The sequence below is a fragment of the Streptomyces sp. NPDC025273 genome, from assembly GCF_040638585.1.
Classification (GTDB): domain Bacteria; phylum Actinomycetota; class Actinomycetes; order Streptomycetales; family Streptomycetaceae; genus Streptomyces; species Streptomyces cinereorectus.
Map to the genome: position 1 here is coordinate 260,970 of NZ_JBEZYP010000003.1, position 25,851 is coordinate 286,820.

A 25,851-nucleotide genomic window follows, 5' to 3' on the forward strand; every position below is an offset into this window, starting at 1 on the left:
CGCGCGCCCGCCGCCCGCAGGCCCTCTCTCCTCGCGGACCGGGGGGGGGCGGCCTTCCGGCGTGTTCGCGCCGCGCGCGGCGATCTCCGGCTCGAACTCGGCGGTCCGTCGTCGGAAGAGACCTGTCATCGGTCGGAGACGGAGAAGAGAGCACCCTCGGGGTCACAGATCACGAACGCGGTCTCCGAGGAATGGCTCTCCGAGGAACCGCCAGGCGAGAATACGCGCATCGCTTCCCCGCCGTGAGCGACGGCGGCGGCCGCGCTCTGCTCGCTGTCCGGCACGAAGAAGTCGACGATCCACCGCGTCCGGGCCGACGGGTCCGGATCGGCGTCAATGGCTCCGCCTCGCAGAGTGGCCACGGTGCGCCCACCGACCTGGACGAGCACGTGGTCCTGTGCGTAGTCGACGGTGCAGCCGCCGGACGGTCCGGGCGCCCAGTCGAAGACCTCGGCGTAGAAGATGGCCGCCTCGAGGGCGTGGCGGGTCTGCAGGTCCAGGCGAGCCGGCGCCCCCTCCCCCACGGACCAGGCCGGAGTCGGCCCCTCCCAGAAACCGAACGTGGCCCCCTCCCGGTCGGCTGCGACCCCCGCGCGCCCGTCGCCCAACGGGATCGGACCCACGGCGAGCGTGGCGCCCCGTTCCCTGACTCTGTCCGCCGTCCCGTCCGCGCTGCTCACGGCGAAGTACGGGATCCAGACGGCAGCGGGGCCGTCACCACCCGGGCAACGCCCGATTCCGGCAACCGGACTGCCGTGCGCGAGTGCGACCGAGAAGCCACTGCCGAGGCTGCTGTCACGAAATTCCCAGTGCATGACCGCGGCGTAGAACGACTGAGCGGTGCGCAGATCTCGTGCCGCCAGGCTCACCCAGCAGGGCGCCCCGCTCACCGGTGTGATCCTCTCCAGTGCCGACATCCGACGCTCCTTCGCCCGGACCGAGCGACGGCAGAGGCGGGTCATGCAGACCAGGCAGAGGGCATGTCGCCCTCCCACCGCCCGATGGACAGCCGACAGCGGGTTCGGGGCGGCCGGCTCCGGATTCCACGATGCCCTCGTTCCCGCCGTCGCGCACCTCAGCGCGACGACGCTCACAGCCGATCCCGCACTGCCGTCGGATCTGTCTCGGCCGACTGCGCCGACGAAGTGCGTGTCACACGGAGCCGAGTGCACACGCTGATCCGCGCATCCTGGTCTCGGTGCCGCCCCGGCCAGGGGGTGCTCGACGAGGCCGGCGGAGCCATGACAGAAAACTTGTCACACCGCGCCCGGCAACAGTGCGTCCGGCTGTCGCACCGCCTCCCACCACGAGGTCACGCACAGGTAGTCGACTTCCTCACGTGTGCGACCCACCCCGGTCGCCAGTGCCTTCACGCTCCGGGTCGGGACATCTGATCACCGGCGTCGAGCGTCCGGCAGCGGCCCCCGCAATACGGTCAGGCAAAGTTCGCCCTGCTGTTGTCCTGTGTCATGAACCTCAGGGCGGCGAAAGGCCGCTGTGCGGTGTCGGAGTCCCGGACCGACGAAGGAGTGGCACGGACCGGTCCCCCTCACCCTGGCGGGGGCACGCTCATCGCCAGGAGCGCGGTGTCATCGTCGAGCCCCTCACCGAAGGAGTCCAGGAGTGTGGTAAGAGCCTCGACGGCACGGTGGGCCGAGGTGGGCGCGAGGGCTCGCGCGAAGCTCAGGAGCGCTTCGTCGCCGAGGCGTTCACCCGCGTTCGGGGTGCGTGCCTCGGTCAGACCGTCGGTGTAGAGAAGCAGAGTGTCACCGGGTCCCAGGTCCACGGCGGCTGTGGTGAACCGCGCCTCCTGTACGACCCCGAGCAGCTGGCCGCCTGGCGTGGGCACGTACTCGGCGCTGCCGTCTGCACCCAGCAGCACGGCAGGGGGGTGGCCGCCGCCGGCCAGGACTACATGGAATCCCGTGTCGTTCCCCTTGGGCGTGAGCAGGCCGAATATCACGGTGCAGAAAGGTGGTTCGTCCTCCTGGGGCTGCTGGTTGAGCGCAGTGTTGAGGTTGGCCAGGACGGTGGCCGGTACCGGATCGGACACCGCTGCGGCTCGAAGGGTGTACCGCGCCAGGGACGTCACCACGGCCGCGTCCGCACCCTTGCCGCGCACGTCCCCCATGAAGAACCCCCAGCGTCCCGCGGCCAGCGGGAACAGATCGTAGAAGTCCCCGCCCACCTCGTCGGAGGATGCGACGTGGTAGTGCGCGGCGACCTCCATGCCCGGAACCGGTTCGAGAACCGGCGGGATCAGGGTGCGCTGCAGGGTCGTGGCGAGGCGTTGCAGGCGTTCTCGTTCGTGCTCGGCCTCCTGCCGGGCGCGCAGGAGTTCTCGCTCGTAGGTACGCCTGTCCCGGGCGTCCAGGAGGGTGGTACGGATCAGCAGAGGGTCGCCGTCGCTGTCCTGCTTGACGGCAGAGGTGACCAGGACCGGCAGACGGCTGCCGTCCGCGGCTTTGAGCTCCAGGGCGACGCCGCTGACCTCGCCCTGCATCCGCAGCAGCGGTGAGAAGTGCGTCTCGTGATACAGCCTGCCGCCGATGGTCAGCAGGTCGGAGAAGTGCTTGTGGCCGACCAGTTCCTCCCGACGGTAGCCGAGCCACCTCAGCAGGGTGCCGTTGACTTTGGCGATCCGGCCGTCCATCAGTGTGGAGAGGTAGCCGCACGGCGCGTTCTCGTACAGATCCTCCACGCTGTCCTCCAGCAGTGCGGAGAACGACAGCTGTTCCTGGTCACGGTTCCCCGCCGCCCACAACCCGTTGGTCTCCTCACTGCCCGGGTACACCGTCACGGCCCCTGCACGAAGGCGATGATCGCCTCGGCCGTCTCCTCGGGGGCGCTCAGCTGGGGGCAGTGGCCCGTCGAGTCCAGAGTGACCAGTTCGCTGCCGGGGATCCGCGCGTGGACGAAAGCGCCCACCTCGCGCGGGGCGATCGTGTCCCGGGCGCTCTCGGCAATGAGCGTCGGAACGGTCACCTTGGCGAGATCCGCCCGGTTGTCCGACAGGAACGTCGCTCTCGCGAAGACCCGGGCGATCTCCGGATCGGTTCGACAGAAGCTGTTGGTCAGCTCCTCGCCCAGCTCGGGACGCTCCGGGTTTCCCATGATCACCGGTGCCATTGTCGCGGACCAGCCCAGGTAGTTGCTGTCCAGCGACTCGAGCAGTTCGTCGATGTCCTGCTCGCTGAATCCGCCCCGGTAGTCGCCGTCATCGATGTACGACGGAGACGGGGTGAGGAGGACCAGCTTGTCGAAAAGCCCGGGCTCCCGCACGGCAGCAAGAACACCGATCATGGAACTGACCGAATGCCCGACGAAGGCGACGGGCCCGAGGTCGAGCTCCCGGCAGATCTCGATCACGTCCTGCGCATAGCCGTCCAGGGTGGAGTACCGCTCGGGGTTCCAGGCGGACGCGTCGGACAGCCCTGATCCCACATGATCGAAGAGGACCACCCGGAAGCGCTCCTCCAGTGCAGGCGCGACAAGACGCCACAAGTTCTGATCGCATCCGAAACCATGGGCCAGCATCACCACCGGGCCGCTCTCCCGACCCGTCACCGATACCCGGTTCCTTCTACGGACATTCATAGGAATATCCTTACACTCCCGGCACGTGACGGCCCACTCTGCCAGAGAGCAGCACCCCACCAGAATTGATCACGGTGAGTTACCGTTCCGGGGGTGCAAGGGCGCCGACCGGATCGCGGTCAGGGCTCGCGGCCCAGCCACGGCGAGAGTGTCGATGAGCCGGGAGACGGCAAGCCGGAGGCCACCGCGCCGAACACGGCCGGCCCGGCCCGCAGCATCCCGACATCGGACAGGCAGCCCCCGCCCGGCGCGACCGGCGACGGGGAGGTGTTCGCAACGACACATAGAATGATCGATCTCATTGAGTCGATACCCCGGTAGGTACCCGTGCAGCAGCCTGTCACCATCGTCACCGGCGGAAGCCGAGGTATCGGCGCCGCGATCTGCGAACGTCTCGCCGCAGATGGCCACCATGTCGTCGTGGGATACCGCTCAAACGACTCGGCTGCCGAGAGGGTCGCCTGCGCGGTTCGTGCCGCCGGACGCCAAGGTCTGACCGTTCGGCTCGACACGGTGAACGAGGATGATGTCGACCAGCTCTTCGAGATGGCAGCCCAACTGGGTTCCGTTACAGGCCTGGTCAACAACGCGGCGGTCAGCGGCCCCAATGGGCGGCTGGCCGACGCCGACGCCGACGGCATGCGCCGCGCTCTGGAGGTCAACGTCCTTGGTTACCTCCTGTGCGCGCGTCGCGCGGTGCGGGACATGTCCCGCACCGGCGGGGGCGCGATCGTGAACATCTCCTCGGCCGCCGCCACCATCGGCAGTCCTGGCCAGTATGTGCACTACGCCGCAACGAAGGCGGCAGTCGATGCGATGACCGTGGGCCTGGCCAAGGAAACCGCCGTAAACGGCATCCGGGTCAACTGCGTCGCGCCCGGCACCGTCTGGACGGATTTCCACGCCGACCCCCAACGGCCGGCGAAGGTGGCCGCCGGCATCCCGATGGGCCGGGCGGGACGGCCCACGGAGATCGCCGGCGCCGTCTCCTGGCTCCTGTCCGACGACGCCGCCTACACCACGGGCGCGATCCTGCGCATCGCCGGCGGTCTGTGAGCAACGAACGACACGCGAGATGCCGAGCCCTGGCAGAGTGGCCATCGGGGGTGACGGCAGCGCGGACGCACATCGCGAGGCACCCGTGTCGTCGAGGGAGGTGTCCGACGTGCGACGCCGGTACCCGCGCTGCGGCAGAGGATCGTCCCGTGGGTGGTGAGCGTCCGGAGGCCGTCGATCCCGGTCAGCAGGAGCTGGGAAGTCGTAGCGCGTCGCTGTGTGGGAATCGCCGAGCTCAGTCACACGCATGGTCGTCCCGCTCGCTTTGCGCCCCGGTCTTGGCGGGCCGTCGGTCCTGGCCGTTCCAGGACCGCCACAGAGCCGCGTACGGGCCCTTGGCGGCGACCAGTTCGTCGTGGGTGCCGAGCTCGACGATACGACCGTCCTGCATGACGGCGACCCGGTCGGCGTCCTGTGCGGTCTGCAGACGGTGCGCGATGGCGATCACCGTGCGGTCGGTGCGCACGGCCGCCATCGCACGTTCGGCCTGCCGTGCCGTCGTGGGGTCCAGCAGCGCGGTGGCCTCGTCGAGGATCAGCGTGTGGGGGTCAGCCAACAGCACCCGCGCAAGCGTGAGCTGCTGGGCCTGGGCGGCATCGAGCTGAACGCCACCCGCACCGAGGTGGGTGTCGAGACCGTCCTGAAGCTCCTGGGACCAGTCGGCGTCCACCGAGGCGAGCGCTGCGAGCATGGCATCGTCGGCGGCTTCCGGCGCCGCCATGGCGAGATTCTCCCGAAGGGTCCCCAGAAAGACGTGGTGCTCCTGGGTGATCAGGACGATGCGGTTGCCCAGCGCGCCCGCCGCGGCCAGGGCCGCGACCGGTACGCCGCCCACCTCGATCGACCCCCTGCGCGGGGCCCCCACACCGGACATCAGCTTACCGAGGGTGGACTTGCCCGCGCCCGAAGCGCCGACCACCGCAAGCCGCTCACCGGGCCGCACCGTCAGATCGACGCCGTCCAGCACGTCATGGGTGCCGTGGTACGCGTATCGCACCCCGGAAACCTCGATGCGGTCGTCGGCGGGCTGCCGGGTGTCGGGCACGGTCTCCTCAGCGACCACGCCGATGCCCTCGATACGGGCGAAGGAGGCTCCGCTGCGCTGCAGTTGCTCCACCCAGGCCAAGGCGCGGTCCAGCGGGTCGACCAGCTGCCACATGTAGAGGCTGCCCGCCACCACCACGCCCAGGCCGACCGCACCGTCGAGGTAGGCGAATCCTCCCACCAGGAGGACCAGCGCCACGGGCAGCGAGTGCGCGAACCCGGTGACGGGGAACAGCACGGTGCGCAGGAACAAGGTGCGCCGGCCCGCGCGGTACGTGGTGTCGATGGTCCTGTCCGTGTGCAGGACCCGGCTCTCGCGCAGGCCGAACGCCTCGATGGTGCGGGCGCCCTGCGCTGTGGCGTTCAGTGCCTCTGCGACGTCCGACGCGGCCGTGCCCTCGGCGAGGTAGGCTTCCCGGGCCCTGGCGAGGTACCAGCGGCTTGCCCACCAGACGGGCGGCAGGCCGGCGAGCGCGCACAGTCCCAGCAGCGGATGCAGGACGAAGACCGCGACGAGGATGAACAGCACCTGCACCATGGCGATGAACACGTCCGGTGCCGCGTTGCGGAGCGTCGAAGCCACGGTGCCGACGTCCACGGACGAGCGGGTCACCAGATCGCCGGTGCCGGCCTGTTCGACCACCCGGGCCGGCAGTGCGAGGGTCCGGTCGACGACGTCCTCGCGCAGGCGGGAGAGCGCGCGCTCGCCGAAACGGTGGGAGTGGGCGCGGGCATACCGGGTCAGCACCAACTGGGCCACGGCAGCGACGAGTACGGTCATCGCCAGCCGGTCGACCTGAGAGGCCATGGTGTCGCCCTGCTCCACCTCGGTGACGATCCTTCCCAGCAGCCACGGGCTCGCGAGGCCCGCCAGCGAGGCCAGACAGGTCAGAACGATGATCTTGACCATGGCCGGGCCGTCGTCCTTGAGCAGTCGCCAGCAGGCCCGGCGCACGGCCGAGGAGTCTGCGACCGGGAGCCGCGGTACGTCGTGCGAGCCGCTCATCGGCTGATTCCTTCCTGGGTACCGGCCGCCCGGACGGTCGGTGCGTCTTCGTCGGCGCCACGGAACACCAACGCCCGGTAGCCGGGCTGCTCGGCGAGCAGTTCACCGTGGGTACCCGTGGCGACGACCCGGCCGTTCGCCAGGTACGACACCTGGTTCGCATGACCGAGGAACAGCGGGGACGTAGTGACGACGAGGGTGGTGCGTCGCCGGCGGGCGGCGTCGACCCGCGACGCGACAAGGGCCTCGGTGTGGGCATCCAGGGCCGAGGTCGGCTCGACGAGGAGCAGGACCTCGGGGTCGGCGAGCAGCGCCCGCACGAGTCGCAACCGCTGCCGCTGCCCGCCGGACACGTTGAGGGCACGGTTGTCCAGGCGGGATTCGAGCCCGTCCGGCAGCGACTCCATGATGTCTTCGGCCGCCGCGGCCCGTACGGCCCGCTCGATGTCCTCGTCGGAGTGGGAGTCCCTTACGGAGACGGCGGCGCGGACCGAGCCGCCGAAGAGGTAGGCGTCGTTGTCGGCCAGGAGAATGCGACGGCGCACTTCGGCGAGCTCCACGTCGGCTATCGGGACGCCGCCCCAGGTGACGTCGGAGTCCGTGTAGCGGCCCAACCGGCCGACCACCGCCCACGCCTCGTCGAACCGGGCGCTCACGAGCGCCGTCATCCGTCCTGCGGGAACAAGCAGTTCGGAAACCGGATCGTGCAGGTCGGCGGAGGCGCTCGGCGGGGGCACGAGCGTCTCGCTGTCCTCGACGTCGGGTGTCATCGCCAGGATGTCGGTCACCCTGCGCGCGGAGACAAGTCCACGCGGAAGGTCGTCGGCACCTTCGATGAAGGCCGTCACGGGCACCAGGAGCGCGGCGACGTATCCGTAGACGGCCACCAGCTCACCGACCGTGATGGCGCCTGTGGCAGCCATCCGCGCGGAGATCCAGGTGACCAGGGCGAGGAAGATCACCGGCAGGCACGCCCCGAGGGACTGCACCCAGCTGGTCAGCGAGGCGACGCGGTAGCCATCGGTCAGCAGGGCCTGGGATCGTTCCCGGTAGCGGCGGGCGAACATCGGCTTTCCGCCGATGCCGTTCAGCACGCTCAGCCCGGTCACCAGGTCCACGGCCTGGGCGGTGAGCTCGCCCTGCTTGTCCCGGTAGGCCACCTCGGCACCGTGCAGCTTCTCCAGCAACGGGCCAATGGTCACCGCCAGCAGCGGGACGCCCAGCAGGACCACGAGCGCCAGCAGGACGGAGATGTCGAACAGCAGCACGGCGGTCACGGCGTACGCGATGACCGCGCCCACACCGGGCCCGGTGATGGTCAGGGTCTGGGCGATGCGGCCGATGTCGCCCGCCTGCAGATGGGTCAGCTCACCCGCCGACACCTTGCTGGGCAGCGCCGCCCCGAGATGGGTGATGTGCCGGACGACGACCTGCACCGTGCGGTACGCCGCGTCGACCCGGATGAGGGTCATGGTGCGGTGGCGCAGAATGCCGAGGACGGCGATGGCCGCGCCGACTGCGAGGAGGACCGAGACCCAGATGGCCAACTGCCCCCGGTCTCCGGCCTTGAGACCGCTGTCGATCGCCTTGGACATGAGGTACGGCGGAAGCATGAGCGCGCACATCCACGAAGTCCCCCACATGGCTCCGAGGGCGACCCGCTTGCGTTGCGTCCTGACCAGCCACCGCAGGTAGCGTGCCGGGGTGCGGTGGTCCGGCGAGCCCGGATCGGCATGGGGGACCCGGCGCGCGTACGTGCGCGGTTCCGTTCCTTCGGCCATGGGCTACCTCTTCTCGGTTCGTTGAGCAGATTCGTGCCGCGTCGGACGGCCTGGGCCCGACGAGGGTGCGCGGGACACGAAGGGTGGCAGGGGGGACAGTTCTCGGCGGGGCACGCCCGACGGCTCAACTGTCCTTGGCAGTAGGGCGGAGAGAAGCGACGACGTGGACCGCGGCGGGGCTTCGAGGCGCCGGCCGGGCGGCTGACGCCTACCGGCCGTCAGCCGCTTGTGTGGTGCGTCGCGTTGCCCACACGGGGACATCGGTCGGGTCGTTCCCTTGGTGTCCAGCCGCAGATCGTGATCCTTCTGTTTCGAGGCCGGTGCAGAGACGAGTGCGGCCACCGTTGATCACCGTGAGTCGGATGGACTGACGAAGGGACGGTGGCCGCCGATCAAAGCACGGAGAGAGCCGATGCCTCTAGGCCGTGAGGCAGGCCAGCACCGCACGCACCGCACGGTGCACGGCCTCGCGCGCTTCGTCGGTCGGGTCGAGCGTCTCGAACCCGTGGCGCCCGCCCGGTACGTCGATGACCTCGACATTTGCCCCGCAGCGCCCGGCCTCGGTCAGGAACTCCTCGACCGTAGCGGCGATCTCGGCAGTCTCGCGCCCCGCCCGGACCAGCACCACCGGCAGTTCACCGGCGTGTGCGAGCGCCCGGACCGGGTGGAAGCGGGAGTCGACCATGCCCCAGCTCGGCAGCGGCGACAGGATCGGGTAGTTCGCCGCCACGCAGCGCAGCCACACCGGATGCGCCGCCAGCCAGTCCGCGGTGAGCGGGCCCCCGCCCGAGAAGAACCACAGAGCGACCCGGCCCGCGTCCACCCGCGGGTCGGCGCGCACCCGGTCCACCGCGTCGGCGAGGTCCGCGGCGGCCGTCTCGTAGTCGGTCACGGCATGCAGGCGGTGGTCCAGCGTCACGCCCACGACTCCCTGCCCGGCGACGTGGCACGCGTACCCCTTCAGGGCCGGCCAGTCGCGGGGCGTGGGCCGCGCCTCCGCGGGCACCGGACCGCCGTGCACGAACACCACGGCCGGATGGGGCCCCGGGCCGTCCGGCAGGTACAGATCGGTGTTCCCGGTCCGTTCGCGTGGCCGTTCGGGTACGTCGAGGAGGAACGGCCGCAGATGGGCGGGCGGTCCGGCGGCGTCGCCGGAGGTCAGTCTTCGGCCACCGCCGGACGCTGCCTCGATCAGGACATCGGACAGCGCGGCAGGGCAGGACAGCATCGGCCAGTGCCCCGTGGGCAGCTCGAAGAAGGCTACCTGGGTGTCGGCCAGGGCCCGGAGGGCTGGATCACCCACGTCCACCATGATCTGAAGCATCTCGATGCCCGGCCCGTTGCCGGTGCACAGCACGCCGGTCACGGGCACGGCGGCCACGGAGCCGGTGAGCCGCAGCGGCTGGAGCAGCGTGCCCAGCGGCTGGGGCGCCGCGAGGGCGGTGAGCCCGTCGAGCGCCGCCTCGGAGAGCCCAGCGGTGCTCCCCCAGCGGGACCAGTCCTCCCGGGACGGGGGCGCCAGCTCGCCCGCCACACGCCCCTCCCCGCTTCCGGCTGCGCGCTCCGAAAGTTCCTCGCGCAGGCGCTGGTCGGGTACGGCGGCCAGGGCGGGGACGCCGTCCCTCGGCATTCCGGCGTCCAGGTAGACGATCCGGGCGATCGACCGCGCCCGCCGGTCGGCCGCGCCGAGCACCGGGTGGATCCCGTAGTCGTGGCCGACGAGCACGATCTCCCGGCCGGACTCCGCCGTCGCCGAGTCGATCACCGCGAGCACGTCCGCGACATGGGTCTCCAGGTCGACGACCTCACCGGGATCTCCAGGGCGCTTGCCGAGCCCGGTGAGCGCCACGGTGTGCACCTCGGCGCCCTTCGCGGCCAGTCGCGCCGCCGTGTCCCGCCACACGTACGGGCCGGTGAACGCCCCGGCCACCAGAATGAATACGGTCATGGTCCCTCCTCGTCACACTGTCCTCCGCGCACCGGCCCGATCCCCCGGCTGCGCTCGCCCGTACCGTAGGAACTCCCCCTGGGGGAGGTTCAAGTGTTCTCGTCGCACGACGGTCAGCGCACCATCGGTGAAGTGGCCGAACACATGGGTGTCAGTGTCGAGACCGTCCGCTTCCACTCGGACGGAAGACTGCTGCCGGAGGTGTCCCACAGTGCCTGCGGACACCGCCGGTACGCCCCGGAGGCGGCAGAGCGTCTGAGCCTGATCCGCTCCCTGCGTGGCCTCGACCCGCCGGTTCCCGAAGTGCGCCGGATCCTCGACGAAGGATGCTGGAGGCGCGGCAGACATGCTGGAGGACGCCGTCGCCGGCCGGCCGCCCCGGCAGACTGCGCCTGGTCGGGTCGGTCACCGCTCCACCCATCACAGCTCGCCGGCCGGTCGCGTCCAGGACCTGGCCCGGCCGTGGGTCCTCGGGCGGATGTGGGGTGCGTGTCGATCCCGCACGGCCGGAGTGGCCTGATGCTGGTCCGCGTATCCGACCCGCGTCCGCGGGGCTGGTGAGCCCAGCGCACTCGCAGCTTGCCCTCCGAGAGGCCTTGGGATCACACGAGCCCTGGCAGGCCTTCACACGGTCTGCCAGGGCACGTTGGTGGACAGCGGCTCCGCTCCTGCCCCACGCCGGTTCTGCGCTGCCGTATGCGGAAACTGCCGGCGCATCGGCTCATGAACGGACCGATGGCGGTCGGTCACCTGCCGGGTTGCTGCGTCCGGCTCACCTCGAGGGTGCGACTCCGCGAAGCGGAACTGCGAGCTGTGCTGCGGGGGCCGTCGGTGGCGGGAATCGCTGCCTCGTGGGGCGGTGTGTGAGATGAGCTTCCGGGGCGTCGCGTGTTGTTCCGCCCCGAGGCTGGTGCGACAACGTCACCTTCCGACCGTTCGGATGGGTCAAGGCCGGTTGTACTGGACGCACTTGAGTGGGTTCGCGTTCGCATCGTCAACACAGACGATGACATACGCGGCCCCACCGGGCACATCCGCAGGGATTCCGGTCGTGACCGGATACGTCACGTCGCACTTGGTGCTGGTGCTCCTGGCACCGAGCTCGTTGCCGGAGGCACCGTACGCGCCGAACCACGCCCTGCGGCAGCCGACGGCCCGGAGTGTTCCATCGGCCCCGACCGACCGGTTGTACCAAGTCAGGGTGCCGCGGGCGTAGCTGGCCCCGTATGTGACGTCGAACGCGGTGGTCGGGTAGGAGGCGGTCTGCGCGCCGGCGGCGGGAGCGCCCAGCAGGGTGCCAGCGGTCAGCACGACTGAACCGAGGACGACGGCGAGATGATTCTTCATGCGATCTCCGGGGTGGGATGAGCCGGTTACGGCTTCACATCCTGGGCGGGTCGGCCAGGTGCGGCCTACCTCTTAAGTCACGGCTTAAAGGGGGGCCGGGACGGCACGCGGCGTCTCACGCACCTCGGCACCCGTGTCCGGGGCGCCCGAGCAGGGCGGCACCGCACTTCCCGGTCCGACGCCGCGGTGCTCCCGGGCCTCACGGTTCCATCAGGGCACCGGTCCGCAGCAGGGCCAGCCCGAGGGGGGTGCTGAGGTGCAGCACGGAACCGCCTCGGCGGGTGGTGGTGATGAGGCCCGCATTCCGCAGCACGGTCGCGTGCTGACTGGCCGCCGCGGCAGTGACGTCGAGGCGGCGGGCCAGTTCGCTCGTGGTGCAGCCTTCTGTTGTCACATGCAGGGCGGCAGCCCGCGTACGGCCGAGCAGAGACTCCAGGTTCCGCACGACGGAGCCGTCCGCTTCTGTCGGTCCGCTACCGGTCAGCGGCCGCCGGAGAGCCGGCACGGTCAGTCGGGGTGGCCCGGCGGCATCGAGCGGGTCCCACAGAAAGCTCACCGCGTGCTTCGAGAAGACCATGGGCGTGATGATGAGCCCCCTCCCCTGGAGACGCACCTCAACCCGGCGCGGGTAGGGAGCTTCGAGCACCGGCGGACGCCAGCGGACCAGTGGTGCGCAGATCGAACGCAGCAGCAGGTTGATGCCTCCCTCCAACACCAGGTTCGCGCAACGGGTGGACAGCGCGACCAGTTCGGACCGCCCTCGATCCCAGTAGGGCTCCACGGTCAGCCGATGACAGGCGCGCACGGCGTCGGCGAGCTCCCGCCGCGCGTCGCGGTCGCCCTCGGACACCCGTCTGGCCCACGGCAGGTATCGGGGGTGGAAGTCGAGACCCTCGAACTCACGTCGCAGCCGGGGCACCGGGGCGTGCAACAGGTTGTCCACGGCGTGATCCAGAGAGGGCACATCGCCCATCAGGGCCAGCAAATCAAGCCCGGGACCGCGCAACGGAACCAGGGACGTCAAGGGGCGCGTGTCGGCTCCCATCCGGCCCGCGACCGCTGACCGCCAGGAGCGGAAGTTCGAAAGCTCCTGGTTCTCCGTCAACAACTCCAGACTGTAGTAGACCTCCGCTGCGACACCGATCGTTGTGGCCACCCGTGTCCGGGCGAGGTCCTCCGCCGTGAAGTGAATGCGTAACACCGACCGGCCTCCCGTCACGAAAAACAGAGCGCGTGAGCGCACCCTCAGCATGCCCCGACCCGCCGCGCCCGATCCGGCGTTCAGGCGTGGGCCGCGCGGCCGCGCCCGCTCGCTGACGGCCGGATGGCTCGACGGGTCGGTGACGGAGGCGACGACGGCGGTCGGTGCGTAGTGCGACTAGGACCATCGCAGGCGAACGCGTTACACGCTGACCGAGACGGAGCATGGGCATGCCTGGGGCGTCTACGCCGAGGCGGAAGCGCTGTTTGGTTGCGAAGTCGAGCTCGCGTGTCAGGCGGTGAAGCCACCGTCGACATGGATCGAGGCTCCGGTGATGTACGAGCCGTCCGCACTTGCCAGGTGGGCGACGGTGGCTGCGATCTCGGCGGCTTCCGCATAGCGGCCCACAGCCGTGAATCCGGCGATCACCTCGGCGTTCGGCCCGTCAGCCGGGTTGGTATCCGTGTCGGTGGGGCCGGGAAGCACCAGATTGACGGTGACTCCACGCGGACCGAGTTCTCGGGCCAGCCCCTTCGTCATCCCGACCAGAGCTGTCTTGCTCATCGAGTACAGCGCCAGTCCGGGGAAGACCGCACGCTCGGCAACATTGCTGCCGATGCTGATGATGCGGCCGCCCTGACCCATGTGACGCACTGCCGCCTGGGATGCCACGAACGGCGCCCGGACGTTCACCGCCAGGGTGCGTTCGATCTCTGCCGCCCCCAGGTCTTCGAGTGGGCCGACGAGGAAGACGCCGGCGTTGTTGACCAGGATGTCGAGTCTGCCGAACATCGCGGCGGCCTCGTCCACCGCGGCGGTGAGTGCCTCAGTGATGGCGCTGTCGGCCTGGATGGCCAGTGCCCGGCGCCCTCTGGCCTTGATCTGCTCCACCACCTGGGTGGCGCGTTCCACGCTGTTCTCATAGGTCAGGGCGATATCGGCGCCTTCTTCGGCCAGTCGTAATGCCACGGCGGCACCGATGCCCCGGCTGCCGCCCGTGATCAAGGCCACGTTTCCTTCAAGTCGGTTCATGACGTTGAGCATTGCTGGCACCGGCACCGGAAGCTGGCGGGAATCCGACCTGGCGTTCGACCGCCGGGAAGGCAACACCATCCCCTCGTTACCGCCTGACGATGGGCCTCCCGCAAGGGTGCACGGTCCCTGTCGAGCACAGGAGTGCCGGCCCGGTAAGCGAAGGAACAGTCCGTGTCGTGCAGTGGCACGCGAGACCCCAGGTGAGTGATGACTACAGGCCCAGACGGCGTTGCGGGGGTGTGTGGTTGCGGACCACACACCCCGCAACGCCTGAACCGGTCAGCAGCGCACAGTGACCGTGGAGACGCTGAGATAGGCGGCCACGGTGTCCTGCCCGTTCAGGCTCGAGTAGTTGAAGTAGTACTTGCCCGCAGCCTTGTCGCCGGTGCTCGACGTGTCGCAGTAGTTGTTGTGCCCTGTTGACAACGGTGCGGGCAGACCGGAGCGTCCCTTCTTCAGCTGGAGTCCCGCATAGGGCCCGAAGTTCTGACTGTCCGTAACCACTGCACGGAAAGTGAGCCGGGACCTGAGAAGTGATGGCGCTGCGGGCGAAGGTGGCGTATTTCTTTGGCGTATCCGTCATCCGCGAGACATCATGAGGCGGTGATCCGTATCCGAGGTGCCTCGACGGCTGATGGGCCGCGTCTGGTGGAGCTGCATGCCGGCGTTCAAGACGTTCATCTGCGTCACCGGCCTGACTGGTTCGTCGCGCAGCCGGGCGGGGAAGAGGTCAGAGCCGACTTTGAAGCTGCCTTCGGCGATCCCCACGTGAGCGTCCTTGTCGCCGAACTATCGTCCGGACCGGCCGTGGTCGGTTATGCGTTGGCCCGGGTTGTGAAGCGTGACAGCAGTACCGAGGCCCAAGCGCGCTCGACCGTGATGCTGGAGCAACTCGGTGTGGATCCTGATGCGTCGCGTGCCGGGGTGGGGTCGGCGCTCCTTGAGGCGGTGCGCGAAATCGGGCGTGAGGCGGGCTGTCAGAGCTTGGTGACCAACGTCTGGTCCTTCAACACGCCGGCCCGGGGTTTCTATGAAGCGTCCGGACTGGTGCCAAGGACACAGCAGCTCGAACAGAATCTTTGAGGGCTCTCTTGTGGCCCTGACGGTTCAGCGGAGTCAGCGGGACTACTGCATGAGCGGGTGACAGCGGAGGTTATTCAGCCAGGGCTGCGGGTGGGGTCGTACTCGGCGGAGGTCAATCGAGCCAGGCGCTTCTGGCGCCGGTGTCGGTGGTAGGTGCGCTCGGTCCTCGACGCCCTCACCCGACACGGCCGGTCCTTCGCGGTCATGCTCACCGACCGCCAAGGCAAGCGTCTCCCGGACTGGCTCGACGCCGTCCAACAGGACGACCTGCCCAGCCTCCACACCCTCGCCGCTGGCATCGCCCGTGACCTCGACGCCGTCACCGCCGGACTCACTCTGTCCTTGAGTTCAGGTGCGGTCGAAGGCCATGCCAACCGGATCAAGGTGCTCAAACGCCGGATGTTCGGGCGGGCAGGCTTCCAACTTCTCCGCAAGCGCGTCCTACTGGCACAATGGAAGGCCGCCGCTTCAAGGACGACGAGCCAGAGTCTTCGACGCGAACAAGACCGATGGGGTCAGGTGTCGGCGCATTCGTCGATGACGGTGCAGGCGAGCCGGATGCCGCCCAGGTAGGTGGAGATGCCGTCCTCGCCGTGCATGTGGGGCGCGTCCTGGAACCACTGCCGCCACAGGCCGCCCTCCTGGAGGAAATGGCCGGCCCGGTCGCTGTGCAGGACGAAGTCGGTGTACGCCAGGGCGCCCATGGCTGTCGGCTGGTCGTAGGCGAGGTCCGGCCGATGCAGGTAGCGATCCAGGTAAGCGGCGAGCAGGTCGGCGTCCCGCGCGGTGCCGAAACTCGCCAACGCAACGCAATAGGCCCCGCCCGCGCAGCAGACCTCGCTCTCCAGCAGCAGCGCTCCCAGACGCCCGCGGAAGTGGTCACGGCGCGAGACGGCGGCGAGCCATGCCGCGGTGCGCCGCTCGCGCCAGCTGCCCTCGAAGAGGATGGTGAGCTCGGCGTCGGTAACAGCCCTCGCATCAGCGGCCAGGGCATGAACGAATGGCTCGTACTCCTCGCGCGACATGCGAAGTACCGCTCCGCCAAGCTTCAGATAGCGGCGCGCAGGGAGGCAATAGCGGCGGTACAGGGCCTGTATCTCGGGGTCGTAGCGGATCACCACCCCATCCTCTCGCGACGAGCACGCATCTGAGGGCGTGGGGCGGAATACGCCTGCGATGTCCCCGAGACGGGCGGGACGCCACATGGGACCAGGTCAGCTGAACAGAGCCGCTGGTCCCCTCCCTCTCTCCACCAACGCCCGGGCCCGGGCGTTGGTGGCGTGCTCTCGGGTGGGGACTACCGGGCGTGCGGCCGCACGGCATGCAGGAGGCCCTGTTCGCGCTGGGATTGCCCGGGTCGGTGCGTCCGTCTGGACACAGGGGCACCCCGACAGTGACCTGTATCACATCTGACACCTCCGCCACTCTCCGTATGCTGCGCCATCCCGCACATCTTGCCGCCGGCCTGGCCGGAACCATCCCCACGCGTGGCGACGCGGAGAGGGGCACGACGCCCCAATCGACCGCCCACTGACCCACCGGCCCCGCCGGAGGGCCGCGAGGACAGGGCGCGCGACCAAGTGGCCGAGTGTCATCGGTCCTCGTAGTGCAACTCCCCCGAACCCGAGGGAAGAACCAAGAATCCACATATAGCGCAAGACCTCCCACCGTCCGATCACGTTGAGTGATGCGCGTTTTCGCGCAGGAGACCGGACCCGCCCAGTCCCCTTTTCAGCGATACCGTCATCGGCTTAGGTAAGCGGGGCCCTCTTTCGGGGGAACTGTCAGGGTCACGAAGCGTGGTGACCATGCGTGAGCAGAAAGCGTAGGATGATCGCCGTGGCGGATGAAAAGGTGCTCGACGCCCAGAAATGGGTCAACGCGACATACGGAAATGTAGCCGGCTACGTACGGTGTCCGGAAGACGGCAAAACCGGCTGGCCGACCATGAACTCCCTGATCATGGGCTTACAGCATGAGTTGGGTATCTCTCCCCTGGTCGCGAGTTTCGGCCCCACCACGGTAAGCAAGGTCCAGGCGCTCGGTGACATCGGGTTCGGCTGGAACCAGAACTCAAACATTGTGCGAATAATTCAGCACGGCCTGTTCTGCAAGGGTTACTGGGGTGCGAACGGGTTCGGTGAATTCGGCGCGGTCACCACCGAGGCGGTCAAGGCTCTCCGCGTCAACATGGGTCTCCCGGATGGTGGCACGGGCACTGCGGGCGGCACCGTCACTTCGAAAATCTTCAAGTGCATCCTCAACATGGACGCGTACGTCGTCGTGGCCGGCGGAACGGAGAAGATCCGGTCCATTCAGCAGTGGCTCAACGGCCGCTACTGGCAGCGGGACGCCTACTCGATCGGCCCCTGCGACGGCATCTACTCCCGAGATGTGCAGAAGTCCCTGGTCATAGCCATCCAGTACGAACTGGGGCTCAGCCCCAACGGCAACTTCGGCCCCGGCACCCAGGCCGGCCTGCGAGCCCGTCCCGTGCGGGAGGGCGACTCCGGCATCTTCGTCGAGCTGTTCACGGCTGCCTGCGTCTTCAACGAGCCGGTGATCCTGCGAGGCCTCGACGACTCGGAGGTCCGGACGACCTTCAAGAGCACCTTCGACTCGAAGACCCGGGAGTTCGTCGAGATCTTCCAGAAGTTCTCCCAGCTGTACACGAGCAACGATGCCAACTACGGCGTGGGCGAGTACGACACGTGGGCACAGCTACTGGTGTCCATGGGCAACGCGGACCGGGCGGCGACCGGTTCGGACACGAGGTTCGAGATCACCGCCTCACGCGCACGCTGGCTGTACGACAACGACTACCGCATGGTCGGCCGCTACCTGTACGACCCGCCGGGGTCCACGCTGGACAAGGAGATCAAACCCGGCGAGCTGCAGACGATCTTCGACGCAGGCCTGCGGGTCTTCCCCATCTACCAGGACAACGCGCGCCAGCTCGCCGACTTCACCTACAGCCAGGGCTACCAGCACGCCCTCAACGCGCACGACCTGGCCAGTCAGTACGGCTTCAACCGGGGCACCACGATCTACTTCGCGGTCGACTACGACGCCCAGCAGTGGGAGATCGACGGCTACCCACAGGGCATCGTGACTTACTTCAACGGTGTCGTGGCCGGCCTCGCCAGCAGGGGCAAGAGGTACTTCCACGGTGTCTACGGCTCCCGCAACGTCTGCATGAACGTCACCGCCAAGACCGGTGCGCGCTTCTCCTTCGTCTCCGGCATGTCCTGGGGCTTCTCCGGGAACCTCGGCTACCCCTTGCCCTCCAACTGGGCGATCAACCAGATCAAGGAGTTCAAGGTCACCAACGGTACGGACACCTTCGACCTGGACCGGGACGTCTGGCGGCACGGTGGCGAGCCCGGCGTCGGTTCGGTGAACAACACCGGTGGACCCGCGGACAGTTACATCGCCTACGTGCAGCGGCTCTACGACCACGCCCTCGCGTACAAGTCGTCGAACGGCGTCGGCACCGACGCCAGTCGGCTGGTGATGGAGTACATCCGTCACGAGAAGTACCGGGGCCTGCAGTGGTGGTGGCTGGCGGACAGCTACGACGAGGACTTCGTCGCGTACTGCAACACCCGCGGCATGTCGGTCCTGGAATCCTTCACCGACACCATCACGGGATACCAGCTCGACGCCTCGCACCTGATGGCCACGGCCAACGGTTTCCTGGAGAACGCCGACCCCTCCGACAAGAAGGAGTCCACGGGCGGCGACATCGCCGGCTGGGGCGGGGACATCATGACCTTCTGGGCGGACTGGCGGAACTCGGTGGACGAGTACGCCTCGCCGCTCACGTTCTGCCAGGCCAAGCTGGCCATCCCCGGCACCGTCTCCAGCTTCGGCTACACGGACATGGTCGAGGACGTCGACGGGTATCTCCTGGCCAAGTACGTCGCCGGTGGCGGAAACATCGTGAACTGGATGAAGGCGCACTACAACAACGGGGGCGGCCTGACCCGCTTCCGCAGCCACTTCGACCGGCGCTGGGAGAACGCCACCAACGCGCGCGCGTGCTGCTGGGACATCCTGGCCGGCCCCTCCGACGTCACCGTCAACGCGGCCCGGCTCGCGCTGATCACGGGTGCGGGCGCCGCCCTGCCGGCGGACTACGTCCTCCTGCCGGGCAATACGGAGAAGCTCGCCCTGTTCTGTCAGGGGTTCTCCGACCGTCAGCTCACCCTCATCGGCCTGGAGAACAGCCTGGCCCCGCAGTACAAGAAGAACCTGGCCGCCTACCGCAAGCAGGCCGCACAACGGGCAGCGGCCCGATAGGACAGCGAGAACCTGCAGGGTTGACCCATGGCCGTCATTCTCATTCCGATACTCCTCCCCCTCCTGACCGGACTGTGGTTCTGGAGCCGTCCGCTGCTCTCGGGCACGTGGCGGCGCAGCCCCGCCTGGTTCACCTGGAGCGCGGTGCTCCTCCTGCTGGGCTCCGGTGTCACCTACCTCGTCGGCTCCGTCGCCGGGGCGTCGCTGGACCCGGAGGAGGCATGCCACAGAGCGGGCCAGACCTACGACCGGGAGTACCGCAGGGCGAACTTCCAGGAGTACACGCAGTGGTTCCCACTGCACGACAAGTGTCACGCGGGGTACGACCTGGTCCCGGCCTGGGTGAACCCGATCCTGATCGTGCTCCCCGCCCTGGCACTGCTCTGCCTGGCCTACGCCGTGCGCCTGATCGTCATCCAACGCCGTACCAAGAAGAAGGGCACCTCGTGAACGATCTGAGCAGACGCCGTGTGCTCGGCGCCGCCGGCAGCCTGGCCGGAGCCACCGCCCTCGGCCTCCTCGACATCGCCCCGGCCGCGGCCGCCGACCCGACGCGGACCGACCGGGCGGCAACCACCTGGCGCGGCAGCCGCTCGGCCAACGGCTGGAAGATCCTCGACGAGGCCGCGTCCCACACCATTGAGGGCAGTGGCCGGTCCGTACGCCTGGCGGGCGGCGACTCCGCGCTGCTTCTGCTCCACGTCGCCCGCCGGTTCCACTACGAGATCGACCAACTGCGCGAGGAGGACGTGACGGGCCACACCACGTCCCGCAGAGTCCGTCAGCCCCACGAGTCGAACTACCTGTCGGGGACGGCGATCGCGATCCGGTCGTACGCCTACCCGCCGGGTGTACGGGGAGGGCTGTACCCGCACGAACTCGTCGTGGTGCGGGACATCCTGGCCGAGTTGGACGGTGCCGTCGCATGGGGCGGCGACTTCGTCTCGCCACAGGAGTCGCACTTCGAAATCGGTCTGGGACCGACCCATCCGAAGGTGCGGGGGGTGGCCCGCAAGCTCCGGGCCTGGAGGGACACCCCGGGCCTGGGAGCGGGGACGATCGACGCGTTCGAGCCGGGGCGCCTGGAGGACGTCGAGGCCTTCGAACGGCGTGGCGCCTCGTAGGGTCGGTCCGCGAGGTTTCCGGCCCGGCCCGGGGGCCGGGCCGGAAGCCTGGCAAGGATAGACGGTCGCAGTAACGAGCGACCGAAGCAGTCAGGTGGATCCTCGGGGGCATGGTGTTGTGGTTGCCGGCGGCTTGTTCGCGAGATGGTCGAGGGCGCGGGCGACGGGCGAATCGCAGCGGCGTCTGATCTCCGTGGCCGTGAGGACAGGGGTACGGAATTCATGCGGCACCGGAATGCCACGGCCCTCGAAGCTCTGCCCGGTCGCATCCCGGTAGTCCTCGTTGCTGAGGTCGAGGGACCAGCCGCCGGGCAGGGTCCGCGACAGTGTGTCGGAGAAGATGCCCTGCGTCGGGCGGCCGATCAGGTGGGCTCCGGCGAGCGGTTCAGCAGCGTCATGACCGCCGTCTCGCCCGCGCTCACCGTGAGGTCGCTGACCGGCAGCGCGATCAATCCTGGTCGTCGACCGCAGGCGCGTGGGGGGCCGCGGGCCGCCCTGGCCACGGAGCTCTTCGAGCGCGCGGCGAGTGGCTCCCCGTATCACGACGACCGTCGCGCGCTGGCGTAGCGAGCAGCTAGCGGTAGGTCTGGGAGGACCCCGGTTCGCAAGGGCCTGGCCCAGGGTCCGGGGGAGCCTGCTCCGGCGCTAGCCTTTGGGTGCCCATGGGTTCTCTGAGGGCTCGGGGCCCTCCAGAGCGTGTCGGACCTTTTCCTTCAGGGTTTTCGGCGGGGCCTTCTTCTCCTCCTGTGTGTGTATGAGACGGGCAACGGTCACGCGTATGTGGCACTCACGGTGGTGTTGCTCGAGCCGGACCAGCCAGGCGCCGTCGGAGGTGAGGAAAGCGCTGCGGGCGGGGGTGTCACCCGGTCGGGCATGGCGGGCCAGGACAGCCGGCACGTAGTGCAGGGCCGCGTCCTGCGCCGTGGCGAGCGCCTGCGCCTCGGTGCCGCTGACGGGGTGTTGGGCCACGAGTGTCCAGCGGTGCAGTTTCAGGTCGACGCCGTCGGCCCGCCGAGTCACACGGGTGTCCTCCTCGATGAGGACATACCACTGATCAGTCATGACCGGAGCCTAGCCACCCTGCTGCGGTCGAGGGGTGCATCGAGAACGATGTCCACGTGCCGGGGCGGAGTCCAGGCTTCGTCCTCGCCCTTGTCGCGGCCACCGGCGCCGTCGCCGGATCGTCGCAGTCAGTTCCGGCAGTACTTCACCATGGCGACGGTCGCGGCCCTGTGCGCCAGGGGCGGCCCGACGATGCAGAGCGCCACCACGCGCAACCGCGCGCTTCAGGAAACAGCTGGCCGACGGGTGGTCGGGAAGGCAGTAGGGACCTGACCAGAGAGAACGAGGACTGGCCAGGTCCCTGTTCCTGCCCTCGTCGGAGACACTTTCCAGGTGAGTGGGCGTATCGGGTCCTCCCTGAGTCTTCGCCATCTTCGAACATGCAGGTCAAAAGCTCTGGCGTGGCGCTCGCTCGGGATACTCATGCTGATCTCGGGCAGGAGTCTGCGGTCTTGATCATCCGTCATGTCATCGGTCGAGGCTGAGCCGCTCGCGGCGGCGCGGCCCGAAGGGCACATCAGGCCCCAGCGTCATCTCCTGGTGCGGTACGTCTCGCGGCCCACGGCCGGTGACGGCGTCCGCGAGGGGCGCAGCCAAGTCTCCGTTGTATGTAGTGTGCGGAAATGACAAGAAGCGAGCGACTCGCGGACCAGTTGGACTGGTACTGGAGCAGGAACCTGCGGCCACGGCTGGAGGGTCTTACCGACGAGGAGTACTTCTGGGAGCCGGTGCGCGGCTGCTGGAGCATCCGCCCACCGGCCGCACCGATGTCGGCAGGTTCGGGGGAATGGACGATGGACTCCGCATCCCCTGACGCGGTGCCGGTGCCTGCGCCGGTGACCACGATTGCCTGGCGGCTGGCGCACATCATCGTCTCGTGCCTGGGCTATCGGGTCGGATGGTACTTCGGCGGCCAGGACCTCGAGCCCCAGGCATTCGCCTACGCGGGGACCGCTGACGAGGCGCTGAAACAGCTCGATGAGATGTATGGGAGATGGAACGCGGGGGTCCGCGAGCTCTCGGACGCTGACCTGGACAATCCGCCCACGGTGGGTTCCGAGCGGTTTCCCATGGAGAACAGGGTCCTGCACGTCAACAGGGAACTGATCCATCACGGCGCCGAGATTTCCCTGCTGCGCGACCTCTACCTGGCAGGACAGAGCCGTACCGCGCCGAATATGACTGATCATCTGTCAGCGTGAGAGCTCGAGGTTCGAGAGGACCGGGAGAGCGCGCAGAAGGTCGGTGGCGCGAGCGGGGTCGGTGCGGAGTTCGGTGAGGATGCGCCAGGTCTTCAGGTGCGCGAAGCCGTGTTCGACGGGAGCGCGTGCGGCGGCCAGGACCCGGTTGGCCTGCTTCTCGCCGGGGGTGAGCTTGCGGGCGCGGGCGGCCTTGTAGCCGGTGAGGATCACCGGGTCGTCGGTGAGGCCGAGGAAGCCGAGGTCGGCCGGGGCGCCGAGGCCGGCCGCGCGCAGGTGGGTGAGGATGTGGTCGCGGCGGCGGTGATGTCGTGGGTGCGGCCGGGGCGGGCCGCGGAGATCCAGATCATCCCTACGGTGCGATCTGGAAGCGTCCGTCAGGCAGTTCGCGCAGCCAGCCCCGCCCGGCGAGCTTGCTCAACTTGCCGCGCAGCGGCTCCAGTCGGCCCTTCGCCTCGACCTCGAGGCCAAGCTCGACGCCGACGTCCTTGACCCGGATGGGGCCACCGGCATTCCGCACGATCTTCATGAGCCGCTGGTAGTCCGGCGGCAGGACCTCCTCGCCCGCGCCCGCCTCCCGGTGCGGAACCAGCAGCACACCGCGCCCGCCCACCTGCGCCGTCGCTGCCTGCGCCGACGGTCTCTCGGCGTCCAGCTGGGCGTGCATCCGTTCCCACACGCGCATCGCCACCACGAGTTCCTCGCGCTCGGCACGGACCGCATCGAGCCGCTCGGCCAGGAGCTTCTCCTCCTCATCGAGCTCCGCCCGGCGGGCCGCAACGCGTTCGGCGACCTCTTGATCTCCGTCATCCCGCGAGCCTGCGAACCCGTACGACCCTGCGACCTGGAAACGAACAGACCGGCCCTGACCGCCGCCTGACGATCAAGAGCACGGACCGGCGCGCCCACGACCAGCTCGTGCATGCTCACAGACGATTACGCCACCCCGATGACCTGCGACTTCAAGATGGCAGGGCTTCCCTGCGTGGCCGCGTCGGGGGCGGCGGTGTCTCAGACCGGGGTGTGGCGCTGGCCGAGACCGGCACACACCGACGGCTGTGCGAACACAGGCCGCTCAGGGGAGCGCATCAGAGCGTTGAGGGTCGCCGGAGGTCGGCGATGTGCTCGCCCCACCGGGCCAGGACCGCCGAAGCCCTACTGCTCTCATCGACGTCGATCGCGCACAAGCCACGCTCACCGCGGTCGTGTGCGGTCCTGCGAATCCGCTTCCGCACCGCGGGGGATCAGACGGTGTTCAGGCGGCACCGCCCGCGCGAGGACGCGTTGCCGTCGGGTCCGTTCATGCGGCTTGGATGAGTTCGGCACGGCCGAACAAGAGGGCGTACCCGGGTGGGAGCTGGGCGAGAATGCGGTCGAGGAGGTCGGGGCCGGCGAGGTGGCCGACCATGGCGAGGACGGTTTGGGTGTCCCAGCGCGCTGTAGCGGGAGTGCCGCCGGTGAGAGCGACAAGGTCCTTGACGAATCTCCAACCGGTCAGCGGGGAGGGGTCGGGGGTCTGGACGGTGAAGATGCGGGCTGCCTGGGCGGGCAGGCGGGCGGCAAGGTCGACGCGTGCGTCCCCGGTCAGCTGTCGGCCCAGGCTGGACAACACGGCGCGGGTGACGGTCTCGGCTCGTTCGCGCGTGGGGTAGGCGCCCTCGTAACGGATCCTTTCCAGCATCTGATCGAACGTCACGCCTGCGGCGGTGACGCGGGTCGTTTCACTCAGGGAGGGCATGGGTGAGGTGCCTTTCTCGGGAGCTGGCGTCTGCGATGTCGCCGCGTGAGGTGCGACAGCCGCGTGCTGATCTGGGGGATGCTGACTCGTCAAGCTAGGTGTGCCCGCGTCCGCCGGAGAAAGTCCTGGCATCTCGGATCGCCTCCGCCCGGTGGCCCATATGCGCGGTCACCGCACCGCGGACCGCTCCCGCTCCGGAGCGGTCCGCGGTGCTGGAGAGGCGGCGGATGCGCCCTCGGATGCGTCGCCGGCACTCTGCCTGGTTGCCGCCGTCGCACGTGCCCAGGGTGCGGAGGTCCTGTTGGGGGCGCTTTCCCGTATCAGCTCTGCGGGCGGGAGCAAAGCCGGATTCAGGGGCCGATCTGCTGGTGAGTGGCGCCTCCGCCGACGGTGATCTTGCGTGGCTTGGCTCGCTCGGCGATCGGGATCCGCAGGGTCAGCACCCCTGCGTCGTAGTCGGCCCTGATGCGTTCGGTGTCCAGGGTGTCCGCGAGGACCAGCTGGCGGGAGAAGACACCCAGGGGTCGCTCGGAGAGCTCGACCTGCGCGTCCTCACCCCTCGATGTGGGGCGGCGCTCCGCCTTGACGGTGAGCATGTTGCGTTCGACGTCGATATCGATCGCATCCTTCGCCACGCCCGGCAGGTCGAGGGCGATCACGTACTCCTCCCCCTCGCGGTAGGCGTCCATCGGCATCGCCGACGGCTTGGACCATGTCCCGGAAACGCCTGTCAGCTGCTGGGCAAGTCGATCCAGTTCGCGGAACGGGTCGGTGCGCATCAACATCGCGAAACACCTCCAGTGGTCAGGCAGAAACTGCCAATGCGCTTCATCGGACACCGTTGTAGCATGTCATCTAAACGATGACAACCAAGGTGTCGTCCGAAAGGTGACGCGAGTGGAGGAGCCTTCGTGAACCGCCCCGCTCCACCAGCCCACCCACCGTCGGTCCGGTCGCGACAGTGCTGAACCGCAGCGAGGAGGTGGTGGCCGCCCTCCCACCCCCGGATCGCGCTCAGAGGCCGACAGACGCGCATGCCGAACTGACGATGACTGCGAGCGAGCCTCCCCCTGAGAAGCTTTTCTGGCACAACTTCCGTAGGGGGCAAGGCCCCGAACCGCTGGGTCTGAGCGCTTCATGGGGCAGGTGAGCGCGAGAGGTGGTCAGCTGGGTGCCTTGCTCGGCCTTCGGCGGGCAAAGTGCCGACCGGTTGATGGGTTTGCCTGAGTTCCGGACGTGAGAGCGGCCTTCGCCTGATCCTGTGCTCCGTCACAGATGCATGGGATCAACACGAAGGCCGTAGCTATGAGTCTGCTGCAACACGCTAT

The 25,851-nt window shown here is 68.7% G+C and carries 23 protein-coding genes and 3 pseudogenes; 10 read left to right on the forward strand and 16 right to left on the reverse strand.

From position 1 onward, the window contains the following. Positions 1 to 125: 125 nt before the first annotated feature. From AB0F38_RS08205 to AB0F38_RS08215, 3 genes are all read right to left on the reverse strand, one after another. Positions 126 to 917 (reverse strand): VOC family protein, encoded by a 792-nt coding sequence (locus AB0F38_RS08205; protein WP_361888516.1) that lies wholly within the window; start codon positions 915 to 917, stop codon positions 126 to 128. 632 nt (positions 918 to 1,549) lie between these two features. Next, positions 1,550 to 2,764 carry a SpoIIE family protein phosphatase gene (locus tag AB0F38_RS08210; protein WP_361888903.1) on the reverse strand — a complete coding sequence of 405 codons (1,215 nt, stop codon included), beginning with the start codon at positions 2,762 to 2,764 and terminating at the stop codon, positions 1,550 to 1,552. A gap of 32 nt (positions 2,765 to 2,796) precedes the next feature. After that, positions 2,797 to 3,597: an alpha/beta hydrolase gene (locus tag AB0F38_RS08215; protein ID WP_361888519.1), complete on the reverse strand. Its 801-nt coding sequence runs from the start codon at positions 3,595 to 3,597 to the stop codon at positions 2,797 to 2,799. A gap of 327 nt (positions 3,598 to 3,924) precedes the next feature. On the opposite strand from AB0F38_RS08215, the gene AB0F38_RS08220 reads away from it, so the two are divergent. Further along, a complete protein-coding gene (locus AB0F38_RS08220; RefSeq protein ID WP_361888522.1) occupies positions 3,925 to 4,653 on the forward strand; it encodes an SDR family oxidoreductase in 729 nt (242 codons plus the stop codon). A 235-nt stretch (positions 4,654 to 4,888) separates the two neighbouring features. Here AB0F38_RS08220 and AB0F38_RS08225 read toward each other — a convergent pair whose 3' ends face one another. From AB0F38_RS08225 to AB0F38_RS08235, 3 genes are all read right to left on the reverse strand, one after another. Then, on the reverse strand, positions 4,889 to 6,703 hold the full coding sequence (locus AB0F38_RS08225; RefSeq protein WP_361888525.1) for an ABC transporter ATP-binding protein: 1,815 nt from the start codon (positions 6,701 to 6,703) through the stop codon (positions 4,889 to 4,891). Then, a complete protein-coding gene (locus AB0F38_RS08230) occupies positions 6,700 to 8,484 on the reverse strand; it encodes an ABC transporter ATP-binding protein (RefSeq protein WP_361888528.1) in 1,785 nt (594 codons plus the stop codon). Before AB0F38_RS08230 ends, AB0F38_RS08225 begins: the two co-directional genes overlap by 4 nt. A 418-nt stretch (positions 8,485 to 8,902) precedes the next feature. Further along, complete coding sequence (locus tag AB0F38_RS08235; protein ID WP_361888531.1) at positions 8,903 to 10,432, reverse strand: alpha/beta fold hydrolase; 1,530 nt, start codon at positions 10,430 to 10,432, stop codon at positions 8,903 to 8,905. A 93-nt stretch (positions 10,433 to 10,525) separates the two neighbouring features. Here AB0F38_RS08235 and AB0F38_RS08240 point away from each other — a divergent pair. Next, positions 10,526 to 10,860, forward strand: a pseudogene (locus AB0F38_RS08240) (MerR family transcriptional regulator); the annotation flags it as partial. Positions 10,861 to 11,377: 517 nt separating this feature from the next. Here AB0F38_RS08240 and AB0F38_RS08245 read toward each other — a convergent pair. From AB0F38_RS08245 to AB0F38_RS08260, 4 genes are all read right to left on the reverse strand, one after another. After that, entirely contained in the window at positions 11,378 to 11,779 is a 402-nt protein-coding gene (locus AB0F38_RS08245; RefSeq protein WP_361888534.1) for a hypothetical protein, read from the reverse strand. A 199-nt stretch (positions 11,780 to 11,978) separates the two neighbouring features. Next, positions 11,979 to 13,031, reverse strand: coding sequence for a winged helix-turn-helix domain-containing protein (locus tag AB0F38_RS08250; RefSeq protein ID WP_361888537.1), 1,053 nt, complete (start codon positions 13,029 to 13,031; stop codon positions 11,979 to 11,981). 240 nt (positions 13,032 to 13,271) lie between these two features. Further along, on the reverse strand, positions 13,272 to 14,012 hold the full coding sequence (locus AB0F38_RS08255; RefSeq protein WP_361888906.1) for a 3-oxoacyl-ACP reductase family protein: 741 nt from the start codon (positions 14,010 to 14,012) through the stop codon (positions 13,272 to 13,274). A 282-nt stretch (positions 14,013 to 14,294) separates the two neighbouring features. Continuing rightward, positions 14,295 to 14,519: a hypothetical protein gene (locus tag AB0F38_RS08260; RefSeq protein ID WP_361888540.1), complete on the reverse strand. Its 225-nt coding sequence runs from the start codon at positions 14,517 to 14,519 to the stop codon at positions 14,295 to 14,297. Between the two features lie 99 nt (positions 14,520 to 14,618). Between AB0F38_RS08260 and AB0F38_RS08265 the strand changes: the two genes are divergently transcribed. Beyond that, complete coding sequence (locus tag AB0F38_RS08265) at positions 14,619 to 15,098, forward strand: GNAT family N-acetyltransferase (RefSeq protein WP_361888543.1); 480 nt, start codon at positions 14,619 to 14,621, stop codon at positions 15,096 to 15,098. Positions 15,099 to 15,290: 192 nt separating this feature from the next. Then, positions 15,291 to 15,548 (forward strand): annotated as a pseudogene (locus tag AB0F38_RS08270) (transposase); the annotation flags it as partial. Positions 15,549 to 15,613: 65 nt separating this feature from the next. Here AB0F38_RS08270 and AB0F38_RS08275 read toward each other — a convergent pair. Beyond that, complete coding sequence (locus AB0F38_RS08275; protein ID WP_361888546.1) at positions 15,614 to 16,216, reverse strand: DUF6000 family protein; 603 nt, start codon at positions 16,214 to 16,216, stop codon at positions 15,614 to 15,616. A 712-nt stretch (positions 16,217 to 16,928) separates the two neighbouring features. Here AB0F38_RS08275 and AB0F38_RS08280 point away from each other — a divergent pair. The 4 genes from AB0F38_RS08280 to AB0F38_RS08295 all read left to right on the forward strand — a co-directional run bounded on the left by AB0F38_RS08280 (position 16,929) and on the right by AB0F38_RS08295 (position 21,091). Further along, positions 16,929 to 19,400, forward strand: a complete 2,472-nt coding sequence (locus AB0F38_RS08280; RefSeq protein WP_361888908.1) for a glycoside hydrolase domain-containing protein — start codon at positions 16,929 to 16,931, stop codon at positions 19,398 to 19,400. A 27-nt stretch (positions 19,401 to 19,427) separates the two neighbouring features. Continuing rightward, positions 19,428 to 19,850, forward strand: a complete 423-nt coding sequence (locus AB0F38_RS08285; protein ID WP_361888549.1) for a hypothetical protein — start codon at positions 19,428 to 19,430, stop codon at positions 19,848 to 19,850. Then, positions 19,847 to 20,524 (forward strand): hypothetical protein, encoded by a 678-nt coding sequence (locus AB0F38_RS08290; protein ID WP_361888552.1) that lies wholly within the window; start codon positions 19,847 to 19,849, stop codon positions 20,522 to 20,524. The genes AB0F38_RS08285 and AB0F38_RS08290 overlap by 4 nt, the downstream gene beginning before the upstream one ends. A gap of 396 nt (positions 20,525 to 20,920) precedes the next feature. Further along, on the forward strand, positions 20,921 to 21,091 hold the full coding sequence (locus tag AB0F38_RS08295) for a hypothetical protein (protein ID WP_361888555.1): 171 nt from the start codon (positions 20,921 to 20,923) through the stop codon (positions 21,089 to 21,091). Between the two features lie 78 nt (positions 21,092 to 21,169). Here the strand turns inward: AB0F38_RS08295 and AB0F38_RS08300 are convergent, their stop codons facing one another. Continuing rightward, positions 21,170 to 21,586: a hypothetical protein gene (locus tag AB0F38_RS08300; protein ID WP_361888558.1), complete on the reverse strand. Its 417-nt coding sequence runs from the start codon at positions 21,584 to 21,586 to the stop codon at positions 21,170 to 21,172. Positions 21,587 to 22,209: 623 nt separating this feature from the next. Between AB0F38_RS08300 and AB0F38_RS08305 the strand changes: the two are divergent. Next, positions 22,210 to 22,768: pseudogene (locus AB0F38_RS08305) on the forward strand (DinB family protein). Between the two features lie 11 nt (positions 22,769 to 22,779). Here AB0F38_RS08305 and AB0F38_RS08310 read toward each other — a convergent pair. Together AB0F38_RS08310 and AB0F38_RS08315 are read right to left on the reverse strand one after the other, a co-directional pair. Continuing rightward, positions 22,780 to 22,998, reverse strand: a complete 219-nt coding sequence (locus AB0F38_RS08310; protein WP_361888561.1) for a transposase family protein — start codon at positions 22,996 to 22,998, stop codon at positions 22,780 to 22,782. A gap of 139 nt (positions 22,999 to 23,137) precedes the next feature. Then, on the reverse strand, positions 23,138 to 23,452 hold the full coding sequence (locus AB0F38_RS08315; RefSeq protein ID WP_361888564.1) for a hypothetical protein: 315 nt from the start codon (positions 23,450 to 23,452) through the stop codon (positions 23,138 to 23,140). Here AB0F38_RS08315 and AB0F38_RS08320 point away from each other — a divergent pair. Beyond that, positions 23,447 to 23,665, forward strand: coding sequence for a hypothetical protein (locus tag AB0F38_RS08320; RefSeq protein WP_361888568.1), 219 nt, complete (start codon positions 23,447 to 23,449; stop codon positions 23,663 to 23,665). The two genes, AB0F38_RS08315 and AB0F38_RS08320, sit on opposite strands and share 6 nt — an antisense overlap. A gap of 420 nt (positions 23,666 to 24,085) precedes the next feature. Here AB0F38_RS08320 and AB0F38_RS08325 read toward each other — a convergent pair whose 3' ends face one another. Both AB0F38_RS08325 and AB0F38_RS08330 read right to left on the reverse strand, forming a co-directional pair. Further along, entirely contained in the window at positions 24,086 to 24,523 is a 438-nt protein-coding gene (locus AB0F38_RS08325; protein ID WP_361888570.1) for a DUF2267 domain-containing protein, read from the reverse strand. 350 nt (positions 24,524 to 24,873) lie between these two features. Continuing rightward, positions 24,874 to 25,308, reverse strand: a complete 435-nt coding sequence (locus AB0F38_RS08330) for an Hsp20/alpha crystallin family protein (protein WP_361888573.1) — start codon at positions 25,306 to 25,308, stop codon at positions 24,874 to 24,876. Positions 25,309 to 25,851: the final 543 nt, after the last annotated feature.